General features: G+C 43.9%; 16 protein-coding genes and 1 tRNA gene. 11 read left to right on the top strand and 6 right to left on the bottom strand.

All coding sequences use genetic code 11. The features are described from left to right. Positions 1-96 precede the first annotated feature (96 nt). From lrp to ACN0VI_RS09115, 9 genes are all read left to right on the top strand, one after another. Complete coding sequence (gene lrp / locus ACN0VI_RS09155; RefSeq protein WP_331892396.1) at positions 97-594, top strand: leucine-responsive transcriptional regulator Lrp; 498 nt, start codon at positions 97-99, stop codon at positions 592-594. 93 nt (positions 595-687) lie between these two features. Continuing rightward, positions 688-3,024, top strand: a complete 2,337-nt coding sequence (locus ACN0VI_RS09150; RefSeq protein WP_417446530.1) for a DNA translocase FtsK — start codon at positions 688-690, stop codon at positions 3,022-3,024. 246 nt (positions 3,025-3,270) lie between these two features. Further along, complete coding sequence (lolA, locus tag ACN0VI_RS09145) at positions 3,271-3,954, top strand: outer membrane lipoprotein chaperone LolA (protein WP_417446529.1); 684 nt, start codon at positions 3,271-3,273, stop codon at positions 3,952-3,954. 6 nt (positions 3,955-3,960) lie between these two features. Next, a complete protein-coding gene (locus ACN0VI_RS09140) occupies positions 3,961-5,304 on the top strand; it encodes a replication-associated recombination protein A (protein WP_417446528.1) in 1,344 nt (447 codons plus the stop codon). Continuing rightward, complete coding sequence (crcB, locus tag ACN0VI_RS09135) at positions 5,301-5,684, top strand: fluoride efflux transporter CrcB (RefSeq protein ID WP_417446527.1); 384 nt, start codon at positions 5,301-5,303, stop codon at positions 5,682-5,684. The genes ACN0VI_RS09140 and crcB overlap by 4 nt, the downstream gene beginning before the upstream one ends. Positions 5,685-5,721: 37 nt before the next feature. Continuing rightward, a complete protein-coding gene (serS, locus tag ACN0VI_RS09130) occupies positions 5,722-6,990 on the top strand; it encodes a serine--tRNA ligase (RefSeq protein WP_417446526.1) in 1,269 nt (422 codons plus the stop codon). 15 nt (positions 6,991-7,005) lie between these two features. Next, a tRNA-Arg gene (locus ACN0VI_RS09125) sits at positions 7,006-7,082 on the top strand. A gap of 71 nt (positions 7,083-7,153) precedes the next feature. Next, a complete protein-coding gene (locus ACN0VI_RS09120; RefSeq protein ID WP_417446525.1) occupies positions 7,154-7,831 on the top strand; it encodes a rhodanese-like domain-containing protein in 678 nt (225 codons plus the stop codon). Between the two features lie 2 nt (positions 7,832-7,833). Further along, the gene (locus tag ACN0VI_RS09115; RefSeq protein ID WP_417446524.1) at positions 7,834-8,217 is read left to right on the top strand and encodes a VOC family protein; all 384 of its coding nucleotides are present in this window, start codon (positions 7,834-7,836) and stop codon (positions 8,215-8,217) included. An 80-nt stretch (positions 8,218-8,297) separates the two neighbouring features. On the opposite strand, the gene aguB is transcribed toward ACN0VI_RS09115, so the two are convergent. The 5 genes from aguB to speD form a co-directional block, all read right to left on the bottom strand. Continuing rightward, a complete protein-coding gene (aguB, locus tag ACN0VI_RS09110; RefSeq protein ID WP_417446523.1) occupies positions 8,298-9,155 on the bottom strand; it encodes an N-carbamoylputrescine amidase in 858 nt (285 codons plus the stop codon). Positions 9,156-9,193: 38 nt separating this feature from the next. After that, positions 9,194-10,177, bottom strand: coding sequence for an agmatine deiminase family protein (locus tag ACN0VI_RS09105; protein ID WP_331892378.1), 984 nt, complete (start codon positions 10,175-10,177; stop codon positions 9,194-9,196). 6 nt (positions 10,178-10,183) lie between these two features. After that, on the bottom strand, positions 10,184-12,118 hold the full coding sequence (speA, locus tag ACN0VI_RS09100) for a biosynthetic arginine decarboxylase (protein ID WP_331892376.1): 1,935 nt from the start codon (positions 12,116-12,118) through the stop codon (positions 10,184-10,186). Between the two features lie 149 nt (positions 12,119-12,267). After that, entirely contained in the window at positions 12,268-13,125 is an 858-nt protein-coding gene (gene speE, locus ACN0VI_RS09095) for a polyamine aminopropyltransferase (protein ID WP_417446522.1), read from the bottom strand. 21 nt (positions 13,126-13,146) lie between these two features. Beyond that, complete coding sequence (gene speD / locus ACN0VI_RS09090) at positions 13,147-13,620, bottom strand: adenosylmethionine decarboxylase (protein WP_331892374.1); 474 nt, start codon at positions 13,618-13,620, stop codon at positions 13,147-13,149. A gap of 326 nt (positions 13,621-13,946) precedes the next feature. On the opposite strand from speD, the gene ACN0VI_RS09085 reads away from it, so the two are divergent. Next, positions 13,947-14,819 (top strand): DMT family transporter, encoded by an 873-nt coding sequence (locus tag ACN0VI_RS09085; protein ID WP_331892373.1) that lies wholly within the window; start codon positions 13,947-13,949, stop codon positions 14,817-14,819. A gap of 324 nt (positions 14,820-15,143) precedes the next feature. Beyond that, positions 15,144-16,370, top strand: a complete 1,227-nt coding sequence (locus ACN0VI_RS09080; protein WP_417446521.1) for a hypothetical protein — start codon at positions 15,144-15,146, stop codon at positions 16,368-16,370. A 100-nt stretch (positions 16,371-16,470) separates the two neighbouring features. On the opposite strand, the gene ACN0VI_RS09075 is transcribed toward ACN0VI_RS09080, so the two are convergent. Further along, a complete protein-coding gene (locus ACN0VI_RS09075; protein ID WP_417446520.1) occupies positions 16,471-17,508 on the bottom strand; it encodes a Glu/Leu/Phe/Val family dehydrogenase in 1,038 nt (345 codons plus the stop codon). Positions 17,509-17,516: the final 8 nt, after the last annotated feature.

The following is a 17,516-nucleotide window of genomic DNA, read 5'->3' as shown; positions in this document are numbered from 1 at the left end:
GCTATTATAATGACGATTTTAAAGAATTGTTTGCTGTTATTGGTTAGTTTGTAGTATAAAACACTAAATAATTATATTTTTGGCAAGGAAAATACTTTGAAAGTTCAGAGTGACAGCAAGCAGATACTGGATAGAATTGACCTGCGGATCCTTAATGAATTACAGCAAAATGGTCGGATCTCTAATGTTGAATTAGCAAAGCGGGTCGGGCTCAGTGCAACGCCATGTCTCGAGCGAGTCAAAAGGCTTGAATCGAACGGGTTTATTGAGGGTTATTCTGCTAAATTGAACCCAATGAAGCTGGCCGCATCTTTGCTGGTTTTTGTCGAGATTCGCTTGTCTAGAACCTCGCCTGATGTATTCGAAGAGTTTAAACAGGCTGTAACCATGCTACCAACTATTCTAGAGTGTCACCTGGTGTCTGGTGATTTCGACTATCTATTGAAAGCTCGGGTAGCAGATATGAAGGCCTATCGTAAGCTATTAGGTGAAACCTTGTTGATGTTACCGGGCGTTAGTGCCTCACGATCTTATATGGTGATGGAAGAGGTTAAGGAAACCAGTTTGTTACCGATTAATCTGGATAGGCGCTAGGGATTGTTCACAGTTCAGAATTCGCCACAATTAACTGCTTGAGATAGCTGAAACTTGCTTTAGAATAACTGCAAATTATGAAAGGAAAGTGTTTTGAGTAAAACAAAAACTAAACAATCTGCTACTCGAAAGTCTCCGCAAGCGCTGGAGTCCAAAGCGATCCTGCGCAAACGCCTCAGCGAAGGCGGTATGATCCTGTTGGTCACTTTAGCATTATTCTTTTTACTAGCTTTATTGACTTATAACCATAATGACCCGGGCTCATTTACTAATGGTAATGGTGGCCCAATTCAGAACTCTGCCGGTAAGGGTGGAGCTTGGTTTGCCGACTTCTTTTTGCACTTGTTTGGTTATCTAGCCTATTTAATCCCGATTATCTTCGCCTATTCAGGTTATATACTGTACGCCGAAAGAAACATTGAACATGAACACCCCAATGCGTTCTGGGCCGTTAAAGGGCTAGGGCTGTTAATGGCAGTGATTGGTGGTGCAGGTCTATGCAGCTTACACTTCTTCGACCCTGAGATTCAGCCAAGCTATACCTCCGGCGGTATTTTGGGCGAGTTTATTATCAGTTTAACAATCGATGGACTAGGCCTATATGGCACCACGCTTATTCTGTTGGCACTGTTTTTGTCTGGCTTGACGCTTTTCACTGGGATTTCATGGTTAAGCATCATGGACAGAGTTGGCGTATGGTTTGTGCAAAGCTGGGGTAAACTGGTTGGGTGGTACGAAAATTTTAAAGACCGCAAGCAAGAACAGAAATCAGTAAAAGAATCTGTGGTTAAGCGCCAGGAAGCGCTGAAGCAAGAAAAAGTAAAACGCGAGACTCGTAGCCCAGTCAGGGTAGAACCTCGGGTTGTGCAATCGCCAGCTCCAGCTAAAGTGGCGGCCAAAACAAAACAGAAGCGTTTGTTTGATGACGTGCCAGTTGGGCCAATGCCCGCCATGGAGTTGTTGGACGAGCCAGAACCACCTAAGAATCATTTCTCGGAAGATGCGCTCGAAGCGATGTCGCGTCTGGTTGAGTTGAAACTGAAAGACTTTGGTGTTGAAGCGCAGGTCATGGAAGTTCATCCTGGGCCTGTGATCACACGTTTCGAACTGGAGTTAGCACCAGGCGTCAAGGTTAGTAAGATTTCCAACCTGGCCAAAGATTTGGCTCGTTCGCTATCAACGATTTCAGTTCGTGTGGTCGAAGTGATCCCTGGCAAAACGTATGTGGGCATTGAAATCCCTAATGAGTCACGTGAAATTGTCCGTTTACGCGAAGTGCTGGCCTGTGATGAATTTGAAAAAGTGAAATCACCTTTGAGCATGGCGCTTGGTAAAGATATCGCGGGCAATCCAATCGTCGTGAATATGGCTAAGATGCCGCACTTACTAGTGGCGGGTACTACGGGCTCCGGTAAATCGGTTGGTGTTAACGCCATGATTATCAGCATGCTGTATAAGTCTGCTCCTGATGATTTGCGACTGATTATGATTGACCCGAAAATGCTTGAGCTCAGTGTGTATGAAGGTATTCCACACCTCTTGTGTGAAGTGGTCACCGATATGAAAGATGCTGCCAACGCATTGCGCTGGTCAGTGGGTGAAATGGAACGCCGCTATCGCTTGATGTCAGCGCTGGGTGTTAGAAATCTCGCTGGTTACAATAAAAAAGTATTAGATGCGATTAAAGCTGGTGAGCCGATTAAAGACCCGATATGGCAACCAACCGATGGACTGGAAGAAGAACCGCCAACATTAGACAAGTTACCGTCGATTGTTATCGTTATTGACGAGCTTGCTGACATGATGATGATTGTCGGTAAAAAAGTTGAAGAGCTTATTGCCCGGATTGCGCAGAAAGCACGTGCGGCTGGTATCCACCTGATTCTAGCAACGCAAAGGCCGTCGGTTGATGTTATTACCGGCTTGATTAAAGCGAATATTCCTTCGCGGATTGCCTTCCAGGTTTCATCAAAAATTGACTCACGTACCATTCTCGATCAAATGGGCGCTGAACAATTATTAGGCATGGGTGACATGCTGTATCTACCTGGAGGCTCCAATATTCCGACGCGTATTCATGGTGCTTTTGTGGATGATGATGAAGTGCATCGAGTGGTTGAAGATTGGAAGCAACGTGGCGAGCCAGATTATATTGACGAAGTTATCACCGGATCCAGTGAAGTACCCATTCCAGGCATGCCGGGTATGGATGGTGATGAAGACAGTGAACAGGATGAGCTATTTGATCAAGCGGTAGCCATTGTCACAGAGTCACGTCGCGCTTCGATTTCAGGTATCCAACGTCGCTTAAAGATTGGTTATAACCGAGCTGCGCGAATGGTGGAAGCGATGGAGGCTGCCGGTATTGTGTCGGAGATGGGCTCGAATGGGGGGCGGGAAGTGTTAGCCCCTCCACCTCCAAAAGACTAACTTTGAGCTAACTTGTTTGTTAATACGGTGTTATAAAATAATTAAATGTTGTCGTTTAAGTAGCTAAGCTCCGCAATTTAATTATTTTATGCCTTGTCTTAACTTCATCGTTTACGCTCAAAGCATTTGCTTCGGACTGACGCTGGATGACGCATAGCACTTTACAATTGAGAAATGATGTTAAGGTCTAATTCAGTATGACTAGGCTATAAAGTAGTTAACTTTGACCATACTATGGTATTTATAATGATTAGAATTATTAAAAATCGATTAATCCAGCTTGTTTCTGCGAGTGCTTTACTATGTTTAAGCACTTTGGCAGCTGCAGATGCACCGCAGGATTTAGAGAAAAAGCTGACAGCAATTGATAGTTTTAAAGCTGACTTTAGTCAGGTGATTACTGATGAGTTCGGTACCTTGATTGATGAGTCTTCAGGTTATTTCGAGCTGCAAAGACCTCAGTTATTCCGCTGGGCGGTCAGTGACCCATTTGAGCAGGAAATAATCGCGGATGGTGTCAACTTGTGGCAGTTTGATATTGATATCGAACAAATTAATGTATCGAGTCTTGATCAAAGCCTAGCCAATTCACCAGCAGCGTTACTGAGCCAGGCGCAACTTGATGTGGCCTCTAATTACGAAGTTGCTGCTGTTAAGGGAGAGCAGGAGGGTGTGATGATTTATCATCTTATGCCTCGCGATCCTGATGCCTTGTATGAAGTGTTAGTCATAGAATTTCATGGCGATGATTTAGTTGCTTTGCAGGTCAACGATAATCTTGGTCAGTCGACTTTAGTAGATTTCACCAATGTTGTTATGAATCCTGAGTTTGATGAAAACCATTTCGAGTTTGAAATTCCGGAAGGTATCGATGTGATAGACAGCCGCGAGTCAGCTGAAACTCATGAGCTTGAGGAAGATACCTTCTAACATCTTATGAGCGGGCAATCTAACTTATTTTCAAACTCACCACTCAATGCTCCATTGGCTGACAGGCTACGCCCAACCTCTTTAAACGATTATGTTGGCCAGGAGCATCTTCTTGCATCAGGTAAACCCCTACGCCAGGCGATTGAAACACAGCGCCCGTTTTCGTTAATTTTCTGGGGACCTCCCGGTACCGGAAAAACCACGTTAGCTCGCTTAATCGCACAAAGCTCCAATGCCCATTTTATTACCATTTCAGCAGTGCTTGCTGGGGTGAAAGATATACGCGCGGCAGTAGATGAAGCGCGTCAATATCAGTCACAGGGTAAACCGACAATCTTGTTTGTTGATGAGGTGCATCGTTTTAATAAAGCTCAACAGGATGCTTTTTTGCCCTATGTTGAAGATGGCACACTCACTTTTATTGGTGCGACGACTGAGAACCCTTCCTTTGAATTAAACAACGCATTACTTTCCAGAGCCCGTGTCTTTGTATTAAAAGATTTATCAGAAAGCGCTTTAGATAAATTGATTAGTCGCGCTTTGTCTGATGAAGAGCTTGGTCTTGGTAAATATCATCTGTCGATTGCTGTTGAAAGCCGAAAACATTTAATTGATGCAGCTGATGGCGACGGACGTCGTCTGCTAAACTTTTTAGAGCTGGCCAGTGAGCTCGCCCTAGCCAAAAACGAAAAAACTCCAGTTATTGATGATGAGGTTTTAGAAGAAACTCTGACTCAATCATTACGTCGTTTTGATAAAGGTGGTGAACACTTTTATGATCAAATCTCCGCGTTACATAAGTCAGTAAGAGGAAGCAATCCCGATGGGGCTTTGTATTGGTTTTGTCGCATGATTGATGGTGGCTGCGAGCCTTTGTATGTGGCGCGTCGGGTAGTTCGCATGGCCAGTGAAGATATCGGCAATGCCGATCCGAGAGGTTTGACACTAGCGCTGAATGCCTGGGATGTTCAGGAGCGACTGGGTAGCCCAGAAGGGGAGTTAGCTATTGCACAAGCGATTATTTATCTAGCTTGCGCACCAAAAAGTAACGCAGTTTACAAGGCCTATAATAATGCGTTGCGCGATGTCAGAAACGAACCGACTTATGAAGTGCCACTGCATATTCGTAATGCTCCGACAAAACTGATGAAGGAGTTAGATTACGGCACTGAATACCGCTATGACCATGATGAGCCCGATGCTTTCTCAGCCGGACAAACGTATTTGCCAGAAGAAAAGGGCGATACTCAGTATTATCATCCTGTGGATAGAGGGCTGGAGAAAAAGATTGCTGAAAAATTGGCCTGGCTTAAAGCTAAAAGCGATCAATATATCAAGGGGAACTCATGAATATAGCCGTTATTGCGAGCATCGGTCTTGGCGGTGCTATTGGAGCCGTCGCTCGATTTAAGTGTCGAGACATGGCCGAGTGGCTCTTTGGTGAACATTATCTATGGGGAACCTTACTGGCTAATATCATTGGCTGCTTTATTGCCGGTTTCCTATTAACCTTTTGGCAAGCAGCCCAAGTTTCCAATAGTGTACGCTTTGGTGTGATTATTGGTTTTCTCGGTGCTTTGACTACTTTTTCAACCTTTTCAGTGGAAACCTTCCAGTTGATGCAACAGCACTTGTGGCTAAAGGCTGGGCTTAATATTAGCGCCAATTTACTACTTTGCATGCTTTTCGTGTTTTTTGGTGCCTGGCTTGGTGGTAGAATGGCCGCCTGAAATTTACGGCAAACCTATAACGGATTCAAAAAAGACAATGCTTGACCCTAAATTATTACGAACTGACATTGATGCTGTTGCTAAGAATCTGGCAAAGCGTGGTTTTGAGTTTGATGTAGAGCAATACAATAAGCTTGAAGAAGAGCGTAAAGCTATCCAGGTTGAAACTCAGGAATTACAGAACCAACGTAACTCCAGCTCCAAATCGATAGGGCAGGCTAAAGCTCGTGGTGAAGACATTCAGCCGTTGTTAGATCAGGTTGCCGACTTAGGAAGCAAGCTTGATGCCGCTAAAGAGCGTCTCAATCAAGTGATGACTCAGTTAGATGAGATTCATTATGGCATCCCGAACCTGTTGGATGACTCTGTTCCTGAAGGCAAAGACGAAAATGAGAATGTTGAGATTCGTCGCTGGGGAGAGCCGCGCCAGTTTGATTTTGAGCCTAAAGACCATGTTGAAGTGGGTGAAGCCTTAAACGGACTGGACTTTGCCAGCGCCGCAAAAATTGCTGCCAGCCGCTTTATTGTCAAAAAAGGTCTGGTCGCCAAACTGCACAGAGCTTTGATCCAATTTATGCTCGATTTGCACAGCAAAGAGCATGGCTACGAAGAAGTTTACGTTCCTTATATGGTCAACGCCGAAAGCTTAACTGGAACTGGTCAGCTACCTAAATTTGAAGAAGATCTATTTAAAGCACAAGGCAAAAATCAGGATGACCGTCCTCTATACCTGATCCCAACAGCCGAAGTGCCAGTCACGAATTTGGTTCGCGATGAAATTGTCGAAGCCGAACAGTTGCCGTTGCAGTTTGTGGCGCATACACCATGTTTCCGCAGCGAAGCCGGTTCTTATGGTCGTGATGTGCGCGGTCTTATTCGTCTGCATCAGTTTGAGAAGGTTGAGTTGGTGCATATCACTAAGCCTGAAGACTCAATGGATGCGCTGGAGCGTTTGATTAGTCACGCTGAGAAAGTGTTGCAACTACTTGAGTTGCCATACCGAGTAGTGACGCTTTGCTCTGGTGATATCGGTTTCGGTGCCACCAAAACCTACGATATCGAAGTATGGTTACCAAGCCAGAACACCTACCGCGAGATTTCTTCTTGCAGTAACACCGGTGATTTCCAGGCTCGCCGAATGCAAGCACGCTGGCGCAACACTGAAACTGGAAAACCAGAATTAGTGCATACTCTAAATGGCTCAGGACTGGCAGTAGGCCGTACCTTAGTGGCTATCTTGGAAAACAACCAAAATGCCGATGGTAGCATCAATATTCCTGATGCATTGAAGGCCTATATCAAATAAATATCACGCTTCTGCACCCCCGTAGCTCATCTGGATAGAGCGTCCCCCTCCTAAGGGGAAGGTAACAGGTTCGAATCCTGTCGGGGGTGCCACTCTTCCTTGATTCTTTGTAGCTGTCGTATCACAATGACTTTTATTCAAGTTTTTATTTAGGGGAGTTCTTATGAGATCGCTTAAGTTTGCATGTCTATTCTTTTTAACTTATCTAATCGCTTCTTGTGCATCGATGTCTACTGATGACGCCGGCATAGAAAAGTCAAAGTTACTTGCTGAAGAGTTTATCGTTTCTGTTGGTGAGAAGGTTACATTTGACAATACTTCAATTGAGTTTTCAGAGATTGCTGATGACTCCAGATGTCCGAAGGGCAATCAATGCGTTACTGAAGGGCAGGCTACCCTGAGTTTTATCTTCTCAACACCAACTTCGGCCGAGTCGTTCACGGTGAATACTGCCGATGATTCGGTTCGTCAATTTGGTGACGTTATCATTGGATTGGTGTCGTTCGATCCTCAGCCTTCTGATGATGCCAAGCTTGATCCACAAGACTTTGATGCACGTCTGATTGTCTATGAAGAGGGGGCTTTCGATGATGTGACCGTCATTGATGTCCGTACAGAGGGTGAATACAACAATAGTCATTATTCTGGAGCAGTTAATATACCTGTGGATGAGGTTTCTAATCGAATTGGCGAGTTAAACCTGACTAAAGATGAAACTTTTATAGTTTACTGTCGTAGTGGTAATCGTGCTGGTAAAGCTAAAGAAGAGCTGGAAGCAATGGGTTACAGCAACGTAATCAATGGTGTTAATGAAGATAGTCTTGATAAGCTTTTGGATTGATTATGGCTGGGAAAGTACTGGGTATTGGTGGCATTTTCTTTAAGTGTAACGATAAAGAAGCACTGGGCGAATGGTATGAGAAAGCTTTGGGTTTTCAGATTGATCCCAGTTACGGTGGTACCAGTTTCCCACTGGCGGATATTGCTAAAAATGGCTATACCGTTTGGGGAGCCTTTAAAGCTGATACTGATTATTTTGCACCATCGCCAAAAGACTTCATGATTAACCTAATGGTTGATGATGTAGAAGCCTGTATTAAGCAGGTTGTTGCCAGTGGCGGTAAACAGGTTGGTGATATTTGCGAAGAAGATGGTTTTGGTAAATTTGCCTGGTTTATGGATCCCGAAGGAAACAAGATTGAGTTATGGCAAATGCCGGAGCAATAAAGTTTGATAAATAATCGTAAGTGTTCGAGCTAATAAAAGCCCAGCTATTTGCTGGGCTTTGTTTTATTGCAGCAAGGCATTCAGAACTGAGTGATTCGTCCGTAATACTCTGGGCGGCGGTCTCTGAACAAGCCCCAACTAGCACGTTGCTTAGCTACCTGGTCTAAATTAAACTCCTGACAAATGACACCTTCACTGGTTTTGTCCATCTCCTGGATCTTGGCACCAAACGGGTCGGTGATAAATGATGATCCATAGAAGGTAATGCCGCAGGTTTCGCCCTGTTCAGTGCCAATGCGGTTTGAGGCAACTACAGGAACCATGTTGGCGCCACTGTGACCTTGCATCACGCGTTGCCAATGCTCACGAGAATCCCAGTTTGGATCTTGTGGTTCAGAGCCAATCGCTGTGGGGTAATAAATCACTTCAGCACCTTGCAGCGCAAGAATGCGTGCAGCTTCTGGGAACCATTGATCCCAGCAGATGGCTGCGCCCATGCGGCCAAACTTGGTGTCCCATACTCTAAAGCCAGTATCACCGGGAGAGAAATAAAACTTCTCCTGATAACCATGTCCATCTGGAATATGCATTTTGCGGTAGTTGTCCATGATGGTGCCATCAGCATCGATCATGGCCAGAGAATTAAAATGGGCATTACCAGCTTTCTCAAAATAGCTGATTGGCAAAACAACATCTAATTGTTTAGCAACCGTCGAAAAGTGCTGCAAAACACGGCTAGTTGGATAAGGCTCAGCCCAATCAAAATATTTAGGGTCCTGATCTTTGCACCAGTAATAGCCAGCAAATAATTCTTGTAGAAGAATAGCGTTGGCGCCTTGTTCAGCAGCTTGCTTGACTAAAGCTTCGCCTTTAGCAATGTTCTCATCAAAGTTTGCACTGACTGCAAACTGGGTTGCTGCGAATGTTACATTTCTCATAGTGTTATCACCTATAAAGACTCAAATATATGAGCTGATTAAATCTTGGGTTGCTGCATGGTTATGCAGTGAATGCCACCGCCACCGACCAAAATTTCGTTGGCATTGATTTGATGAATATTCCGATGAGGAAACAGATCGGTTAATACAGACTTTGCTTCATCATCTTGTTTGCAGTCAAAAGACGGCATAATGATCGCTTCATTGGCAATATAAAAATTGATGTATGACAGCGGAACTCGAAGCCCATCTTCATAGCGAGCTTCCGGTTCAGAAACCTCAATCAGTTTTAAACTGTGTTCACGAAGAATCCTACGATTGTCTTCGTAGATACTAAAGTTCTCGCTGGTTTTATCACAACTCTGGCTGATGATTAAATCATTCTCGATAAAGCAGGCGATATTATCAATATGTCCGTCGGTATCCACATCACCGGCAACACCTTTCTCTAACCAGACAACTTTATCAGCACCAAATTGCTCCAGCAGAGCTTGCTCGATCTGTTGCTGGCTCATTGCTGGATTACGATTGGGGTTTAGCAAGCACTCTTTAGTAGTTAAGATAATACCTTGCCCATTCGAATGCACCGCGCCACCTTCTAATACCATATCCACCTGACGCGATTGGCTACCGCTATAGTTGATGATGTTATCAGCAACTTTGGTGTCATTATCATAGGGCGAAAACTTATTGCCCCAGGCGTTAAATTGAAAGTCTAAAGCCAGTGGCTTGCCGTTTTCAGCAATCCAGATTGGTGCAGTATCACGCGTCCAGCTGTCATCAATTACCATATCAACCAAAGTAATCGAGCTACTGAGTTTTTTTGTGGCAAAAGCCTTATGCTCTGGCTTAACCAGCATAAACAATGGCTCATAGTCTGCAATCGTATTGGCGACTTCAGCAAACGCCAACTGGGCTTTCTCCAAACCATTGGTCCAAATTTCAGTGCGACAGGGCCAGGCCATCCAGGTAGCTTGGTGAGCTTCCCATTCGGCAGGCCAGCGTCTATTCAACTGAGTCATGTCAGCCTAATCCTCTAAATAGCTGTAGCCATAAATACCTTCACGTAATTCGGCCAAGTATTGACGTTGTTGTGCTTGCTCAAGATCGCTTGCCTTGAGCTGGCGACGATAAGATTCCAGTATTGATTTAGCATCAAAATCGACATATTCGAGCATTTCATCAACCCCGGAACCATAGTCTGTTCCAGTAATCTTTATTTCACCATTATCAGTAAGTATCAGATCGATGGTGTGGGTATCACCGAACAGATTATGCATGTCACCTAAAATTTCCTGATAGGCACCGACCATAAAAAAGCCCAGTAAATACTCATCGCCTGGTGTGTAGGTAGGCAGTAGTAAAGTAGGGGTAATGCCCTGTGCATTAACATACTGCTCTAAAACACCATCGCTATCACAGGTGATATCCTGAATAATAACGCTTTCCAAAGGCTCATCTTTTAAGCCCACTAATGGCATGACTGGGAATATCTGATCAATCGCCCACGCATCCGGTAAGGACTGGAATATTGAAAAATTGACGAAATACTTGCTCGCCAGTTTTTCATTTAATTCATCTAATGTGTTTTGATGCTCCTGAATTTCTGGAACTAGTTTTTCTTTCACCAGCATTAAAATCATGCGGTGCAGGCGTTCTGCCATAGCACGCTCGGCCAAGGTTAATACCTGGTGACTGAACATGCCTTGAGCTTCAGTCAGAAGGTAACCTGCATCATGGAAGCTTTCCATGAGCTTACGATTATCTTTTGGGTTAAGTGCTTCCTGATAGCTTTCCCATAGGTTCTGCAAAATCAACGGCGCTTCTTCGGAAGGAGCTTCTAACTCCACTCTTTCTGGCGCTTCAGAATCAATCACATTGGCAATCAGTACAGCATGGTGTGCAGTTAAAGCGCGTCCCGATTCGGTAATAATATTCGGATGAGGTAAATCATTCTCACTGGCCACGTCGTAGAAAGCCCAAACCACGTTATTGGCGTATTCAGACAGGCTGTAGTTGATTGAGCAATGGCTTTGGCTACGGGTACCTTCATAATCGACACCAAGACCGCCACCGACGTCTACCGTTTCAACCGGCACGCCAAGCGCATGCAGCTCAGCATAAAAGCGAGCACATTCTTTGAGTGCGTTCTGGATATCACGAATCGAGGTGATCTGTGAACCTAAATGGAAATGCAATAATTTAAATATATCCACCTGGTCACTGGCTTGAAGCGTTTCAACCAAACGTAAAATCTGGCTGGCAGATAAACCGAACTTGGAGTGATCGCCGCCCGAGGTTTGCCATTTAGACTCACCTTTAGAGGCTAATCGAGCACGCACTCCAATAGTGGGCTTCACGCCCATACTTTCTGCTTCTTCAAGCACCAATTGAAGCTCTGTCAGCTTCTCTACGACGATATAAACCTTGTGGCCAAGTTGTGTACCAATTAATGCTGTACGAATGTACTCACGGTCTTTATAGCCGTTACAGACGATGGTAGAGTTCGTATGCTCAGACAATGCAAGTACAGCCATTAATTCCGGTTTACTACCAGCTTCTAGACCAATTTGCTTATCATTGTTATTGTTAATGGCTGCCTGGCTTTGCACAATTTCTTCAACCACCCGACGCTGCTGATTGACTTTGATTGGGTAGCAGATGGTATAGCGCCCCTGAAATTCATATTCTTTAATCGCCTGATTAAAAGCTTCGCATAAACTGTTGACGCGATTATGCAAAATATCGCCAAAGCGAAGCAGGGCAGGCATCTGAAATCCTTTCTTCTGCAACTCTTTGCAAATCTCTGAAAGTTCAAAGTTAAACTCTGGACGGCTACGATTAGGTTTTACCACCAGGTTACCTTGTTCATTCAAATCGAAATAGCCTTCGCTCCAGTACGGAAGGTTGTAGTGGGCGCGGGCTTTCTCGATGCTCCAAGCTTCATTTTGATCAACTGCCATTGGGCTCGTATCTCCAGTGTTATCTTCAGGTAGAAGATGTTAAATAAATAAACTTATATACCTAATGTGTGTGTAAAACTATCATTTCTATATATCAGATACAAAAAAGGCGAACTGTCTAAGTTCGCCTTGTTGTTTTCTTGCACACTTTACTTGAGCGCCTCAATCACATATTGGGGCAGGGCAAAGCTGGCGACGTGCAACTCAGGGTTATAATACCTGGTACTAAAATTAGCCTTACTAAATCGCTCTCGAATAGTTTCAATCGAATGCTGACGCAAACTGCTATCGTCGGTACCCCATGACAAAGTCATATTGCCGCCAATATAAGTTGGTACCGCAGTGACGTAGAACCAGCGATCCTCGAAAATAGCTTCGAAGCGATTGTAAGTGGTTTTCACTTCATCAATCTGCATGAAACTGACGCCGTTCTGAGTTGCTAAAATACCACCTTCATTCAGGCTGTTTTTGCAGCCCTGATAAAAGCGTGAGGTAAAGAGCACTTCGCCCGGACCTTCTGGATCCGTTGAGTCAGAAATAATGACATCAAACTTGTCGCCGCTCTTAGCATTGTTCACAATAAAATCGACACCGTCGGCAATCACCAGATTAACCCGCGGATCATCAAAAGCACCGTCAGAATGCTTCGGGAAGTATTGTTTACACATATCCACTACAGCAGCATCAATTTCTACCATTGTGACCTGTTCAACTTCAGGGTGACGCAACACTTCGCGCAAGATACCGCCATCACCGCCACCGATAATCAGAACTCGCTTTGCATTTCCATGCGCAAAAAGAGGCACATGAGTTAGCATCTCGTGGTAAATGAATTCGTCTTTTTCAGTGGTCTGGATAACCCCGTCCAACGCCATGACATTGCCAAACTGTTCATTCTTAAAAATGATCAGATGCTGATGCTCAGTTTTGCTTTCAAACAAAACTTCTTCAACAATGAAGCTTTGCCCGTAAGTGTTGTACAGGGTTTCGATAAATCTTTTTGCCATGTCGATTAATTGCCTTAGGCTTTATTTCTCAACTTGTCCACGCAAAAATTCACTCACTTCGATTTTCGAAGGGTGGAATGCTTTGCGTAGGATTTCTACTGCTTTATGAGGTTCAGCGTCGCCACACATAAAAACATCGAACGCAGCATAATCGCGTTCTGGCCAAGTGTGTACACTGATATGTGATTCTGCTAAAACGGCAACACCTGAAATTCCACCGTTAGGTGTGAAGTGGTGCATGTGGATATGCAACAAAGTTGCGCCACATTCAACTACAGACTCACGGAAAGCTTGTTCCATCAGTTGTAGGTTATCAAGTTTTGACGCGCCCCATAGATCGATGATCAAATGAGTGCCCGCAAAGACTTTGCCGTTTCTGTGTATGAAATGATCGTTTCGCTCATCGTTCTCGTTGACGTTCTTAAAAGAAGGCCATTGAGTTTCTGTTGCGCCAGTAGGATCAATCTCTTGGTTATAGTCGAAGTCTTTATACACTTCTTTAATCTCCTGTACAGGGAAGCCATAAACAAGCTTATTTACAAATTTCTGGGGGCGTAACGATAGAAACTTCCCAGACCTACCAGGCGTGCTGATTATGTCATGCCGGCCTCGAGAGGCTCACCATGCGCAAAAAATAATCAATCAGCACAAAATGGAATGTGCTTTATACTTTGTTTAGCGAAAAATGCAAGAAAATTCGAGTGGAAATAAGGAAAAAACTACCAGTTATAAATCGGCTGTGAAAGAATGCGTCCTTTGTATAGCAATAAATTTTAAATTTATTTATTAAGAAGTATTATTAACTAATTGATTATTAAAGAATGAATACGGGTTATTGGCGATTAGTTTTACTGGCCGTTTTAGCTGTCTTTTTGATGGCTATGGTGCCGGTTATTATCAAGTATATTGAGGTGGATCCATGGTTGATCGGAGCCTTTCGGCTGGCTGTCAGTGTGGTTGGTTTGATACTGTTGGCAAGCATGACCCGAAAGCCCCTTATTGCCCGCCGCGAGAACTGGGTATTCATTTTTTTGCTAGGTTTGGTTTTTGCCGCCCATTGGCTTACTTACTTTTATAGCATTCAACTTTCAACCGCTTCTATCGCCGCTATCGGTGTTTCTACCTTCGGCGCGCATTTGCTTTTGCTTGGCTGGTTTGTGCATAAACAACCACCACATTGGCTTGAGCTTTTTTGTGTCCTGCTGGCTTTCGCTGGTGTTTATCTGGTGGTACCCGAGTTTGACCTGAATGACGGTATGACTATTGGTCTTATTCTTGCGGTAATATCCGGTTTCTTATACGCCTTGTTGCCCCTCATGCATCAGAAGTATCGTCATATCAATGGGGAGCGCCGGACTTTTGGTCAGTTTTTTGTAGCCATGGTGATTTTCAGTTTCGGTCTGCCGCAGGCGGAATGGTCGATACCCCAAGAAAGTTGGCTAGGGTTGATTGTGCTCGGTGTAGTCTGCACCTTGGTTGCTCATAGCGTCTGGATAAAGGTTAGCACCGAATTGAACCATGTGGTGACTTCAGTGGTGTACTACCTCTATGTACCCATCGCCATGCTCTTCAGCTTTATCTTTTTAGATGAAATCCTATCCTCACAGCAGCTATTGGGGGCCGGGTTGATTATCTTTGCCAATATTCTGGGTATTTGGTTCCGCTCAATTCGTAAGCATCAGTCTGTTATTTAAGCAAATACCTCAAGCTATCCTAGATGCATCATATCAGTATCCAACGCTGTATCTTTTTGTATTTTATTGATATTCTTCACAAGTCTAAATTGCATTGTTCCTTGCTAAACAAGGAGATATAGTGCATCTAGCCATTAAAGGGTGTAATGGCTTAGAGTTAATTAGCTCAGGACAGATAATGGAATGATGCATTTGTGACTCGTAATTTCAGCTTTAAATGCAAACTTGCAATATTGTTATCTTATTGTATATGAGATAAATGGCTGCTTGTGTCATAATGTATCCAATCAATATACTTATGTATCACAACAAGAAGGCAGTACTGTGAGTAAGACATTATCCCGCTCAGAATTAGCGCTTATTGACCGTGAGGGTGAGCGCATCAAAAACGGCCTATCGAATCTCGTCGATGATTTTCCGAATCATGCTAAAACCATTACCGGTATGGCGAATTGGCTCAATGCCAACAAGTCTACCTGTCAGCGCATGGTAGAAACTATCAATAAAGCGGTGGATGGCCTGCAAGTTATTCATTCACTCCCTGGTCCAGCGGGTCTTCGTGGATTTATAGATTTGGCCGAGCAACACAAAATGAACGCCAAGCTGGTTGAAGAGGCCAGAGCTATGGTAGTTCGTTTTGAGAACTTAATTTATGAGTATTCAAGAAGTCATTCGGCTCTTAAAGCACTGATTAAGTCTTCTGATAAAAGTGCACAAACTCAGGGTAACAAATCTGAGCAACGTAAAGCACTTTTTGAAGCTTCTCGAACGGTTACCGGTGAGCAGATGGAAAATCTGTTTTTTGCCTGTATCCTTAAAGAAAATGAGCAAGACCATAAATACCTTCAGCAATATACGCTGACCTTTTTCGACAATTGCATCAAGACAGAAACCGCACGTCCATTGGTGATCCCCGTTGGTCCCTCTGAGCAAAAGCTTGAGTCAGAAAAACCGGAATTAATTTCTCAGGGTGAAGAAGTCGCTGACAAACTTGCAAACGTCTCATTGATTGAAGAGCTTACCAGTGCAAGTGTGGTTAAAAATATTAGCGAATTTACCCGCGGTGAAAATTCCATCATTATTCCGGCGCTCCCAGATCAGGCGGATGGTTTTAATATTGCCGCTATGAAGAACTACCCCGAAGAACAGCTAGGACCCTTTTATGGTGGGAAAAAAGCCAGCTGTGTCAGCGTGCAGGTAAGAACACCGATTAAAAGCTTATATATGGTGTGTTTCCTTGAGCGCAGTTATGCGATGCGCAGTGTAGCTAATGCTGGTATTTATTCGATGAATACTCAATTAGCAACCATGATCACAAGTCCTGATGCACTTTGGTATGATCGCTTTCATGATGAAGCCGACTTAGTGTTATCAAGCCATGATGCTAACTTCTCAGAGAAACTGAAATACCCCATGGCGAACGAATTAGTCGATAGTTTGTTTACGGTGACAGGGTGTGATCGCAAAGAGTATGCGGCATATATGGTTCGAGTGGATTATCCTATCTGGTCGACGGCTTACCGTATCTATTTCCAATATGCTATCGACTAACATAAAACTGACTTGTCTTAACTTAAGACTTTGGTACAGACAAAAAAAACGGGCTATGAAGCCCGTTTTTTTTATTCAAAGTTCTTTAACAGAATTTGAATTATTTGTTTTTTGCATCGGCTACACGTTGACGTGCTAATTCATCAGCAATCACGTTAGTAGGGCGACCGCTTAGTTTCGAGGCTTCAAACACTTCAGTTAAAGTGCCATAGATTTCATCAACCTTGGTCAACGCAGCATCACGATTATAGTTTTCTTCGAATGATACGTTAATGATCCCACCAGCATTGATTACATAATCAGGTGCATACAAGATACCTTTGCTAAGCAGAATATCGCCATGACGATCTTCGGCTAGCTGGTTGTTTGCGGCACCGGCAATAACTGATGCTTTAATCTGTGGAAGAGTGTTGTCATTGATGACTGCACCTAAAGCGCAGGGTGCATAAATATCAACATCCAAACCATAGATATCATCAATACCTACTGCAGTCGCATTAAACTCGTTTACGACACGCTCAATGCTTTCTTTGCTGATATCGGTTACAAATAATTTAGCACCTTCTTCATGCAAATGTTTGCACAGGTAATAACCTACATGGCCTAAACCCTGAACGGAAATCTTGCGACCATTTAAATCATCGCTACCAAATTTATGTTTGGCGGCTGCTTTAATACCTTTATAAACGCCGTAGGCAGTTACCGGAGAAGGGTCACCAGACTTGCCTTCCAAGCCCAAAACGTAATTGGTTTCTTTATTGACGATGGCCATATCGTTTGGATTGATACCCACATCTTCCGCAGTAATGTACTTACCACTTAATTTCTCAACAAAGCGACCAAATGCACGGAATAGCTCTTCAGATTTCATGGTCTTAGAGTTACCGATGATGACAGACTTACCGCCACCCATTTTCAGGCCAGCCATAGCATTTTTGTAAGTCATGCCACGCGATAGGCGTAAAGCATCAATCAGTGCGCCTTCGTCAGAGTTATAATCCCACATACGACAACCGCCAACCGCAGGACCCAGATTGGTGTTGTGGACACAGATAATGGCCTTCAAGCCAGAGTCAACATCACGACAAAAAACGATTTGTTCGTGATCGTCGTATGCACGTAGATTAAAAACTGCCATAAAGAACT

The sequence above is a fragment of the Kangiella sp. genome (assembly GCF_048265365.1).
In the GTDB taxonomy this organism is placed as follows: Bacteria; Pseudomonadota; Gammaproteobacteria; order Enterobacterales; family Kangiellaceae; genus Kangiella.
This window is presented reverse-complemented; position numbering and strand designations above follow the sequence as displayed.

Coding starts and splice junctions, on each gene's coding strand:
- lolA (WP_417446529.1), top strand. CDS start 3,271: ATGATTAGAATTATTAAAAATCGATTAATCCAGCTTGTTTCTGCGAGT.
- ACN0VI_RS09140 (WP_417446528.1), top strand. CDS start 3,961: ATGAGCGGGCAATCTAACTTATTTTCAAACTCACCACTCAATGCTCCA.
- crcB (WP_417446527.1), top strand. CDS start 5,301: ATGAATATAGCCGTTATTGCGAGCATCGGTCTTGGCGGTGCTATTGGA.
- serS (WP_417446526.1), top strand. CDS start 5,722: ATGCTTGACCCTAAATTATTACGAACTGACATTGATGCTGTTGCTAAG.
- ACN0VI_RS09120 (WP_417446525.1), top strand. CDS start 7,154: ATGAGATCGCTTAAGTTTGCATGTCTATTCTTTTTAACTTATCTAATC.
- ACN0VI_RS09115 (WP_417446524.1), top strand. CDS start 7,834: ATGGCTGGGAAAGTACTGGGTATTGGTGGCATTTTCTTTAAGTGTAAC.
- aguB (WP_417446523.1), bottom strand. CDS start 9,155: ATGAGAAATGTAACATTCGCAGCAACCCAGTTTGCAGTCAGTGCAAAC.
- ACN0VI_RS09105 (WP_331892378.1), bottom strand. CDS start 10,177: ATGACTCAGTTGAATAGACGCTGGCCTGCCGAATGGGAAGCTCACCAA.
- speA (WP_331892376.1), bottom strand. CDS start 12,118: ATGGCAGTTGATCAAAATGAAGCTTGGAGCATCGAGAAAGCCCGCGCC.
- speE (WP_417446522.1), bottom strand. CDS start 13,125: ATGGCAAAAAGATTTATCGAAACCCTGTACAACACTTACGGGCAAAGC.
- ACN0VI_RS09085 (WP_331892373.1), top strand. CDS start 13,947: ATGAATACGGGTTATTGGCGATTAGTTTTACTGGCCGTTTTAGCTGTC.
- ACN0VI_RS09075 (WP_417446520.1), bottom strand. CDS start 17,508: ATGGCAGTTTTTAATCTACGTGCATACGACGATCACGAACAAATCGTT.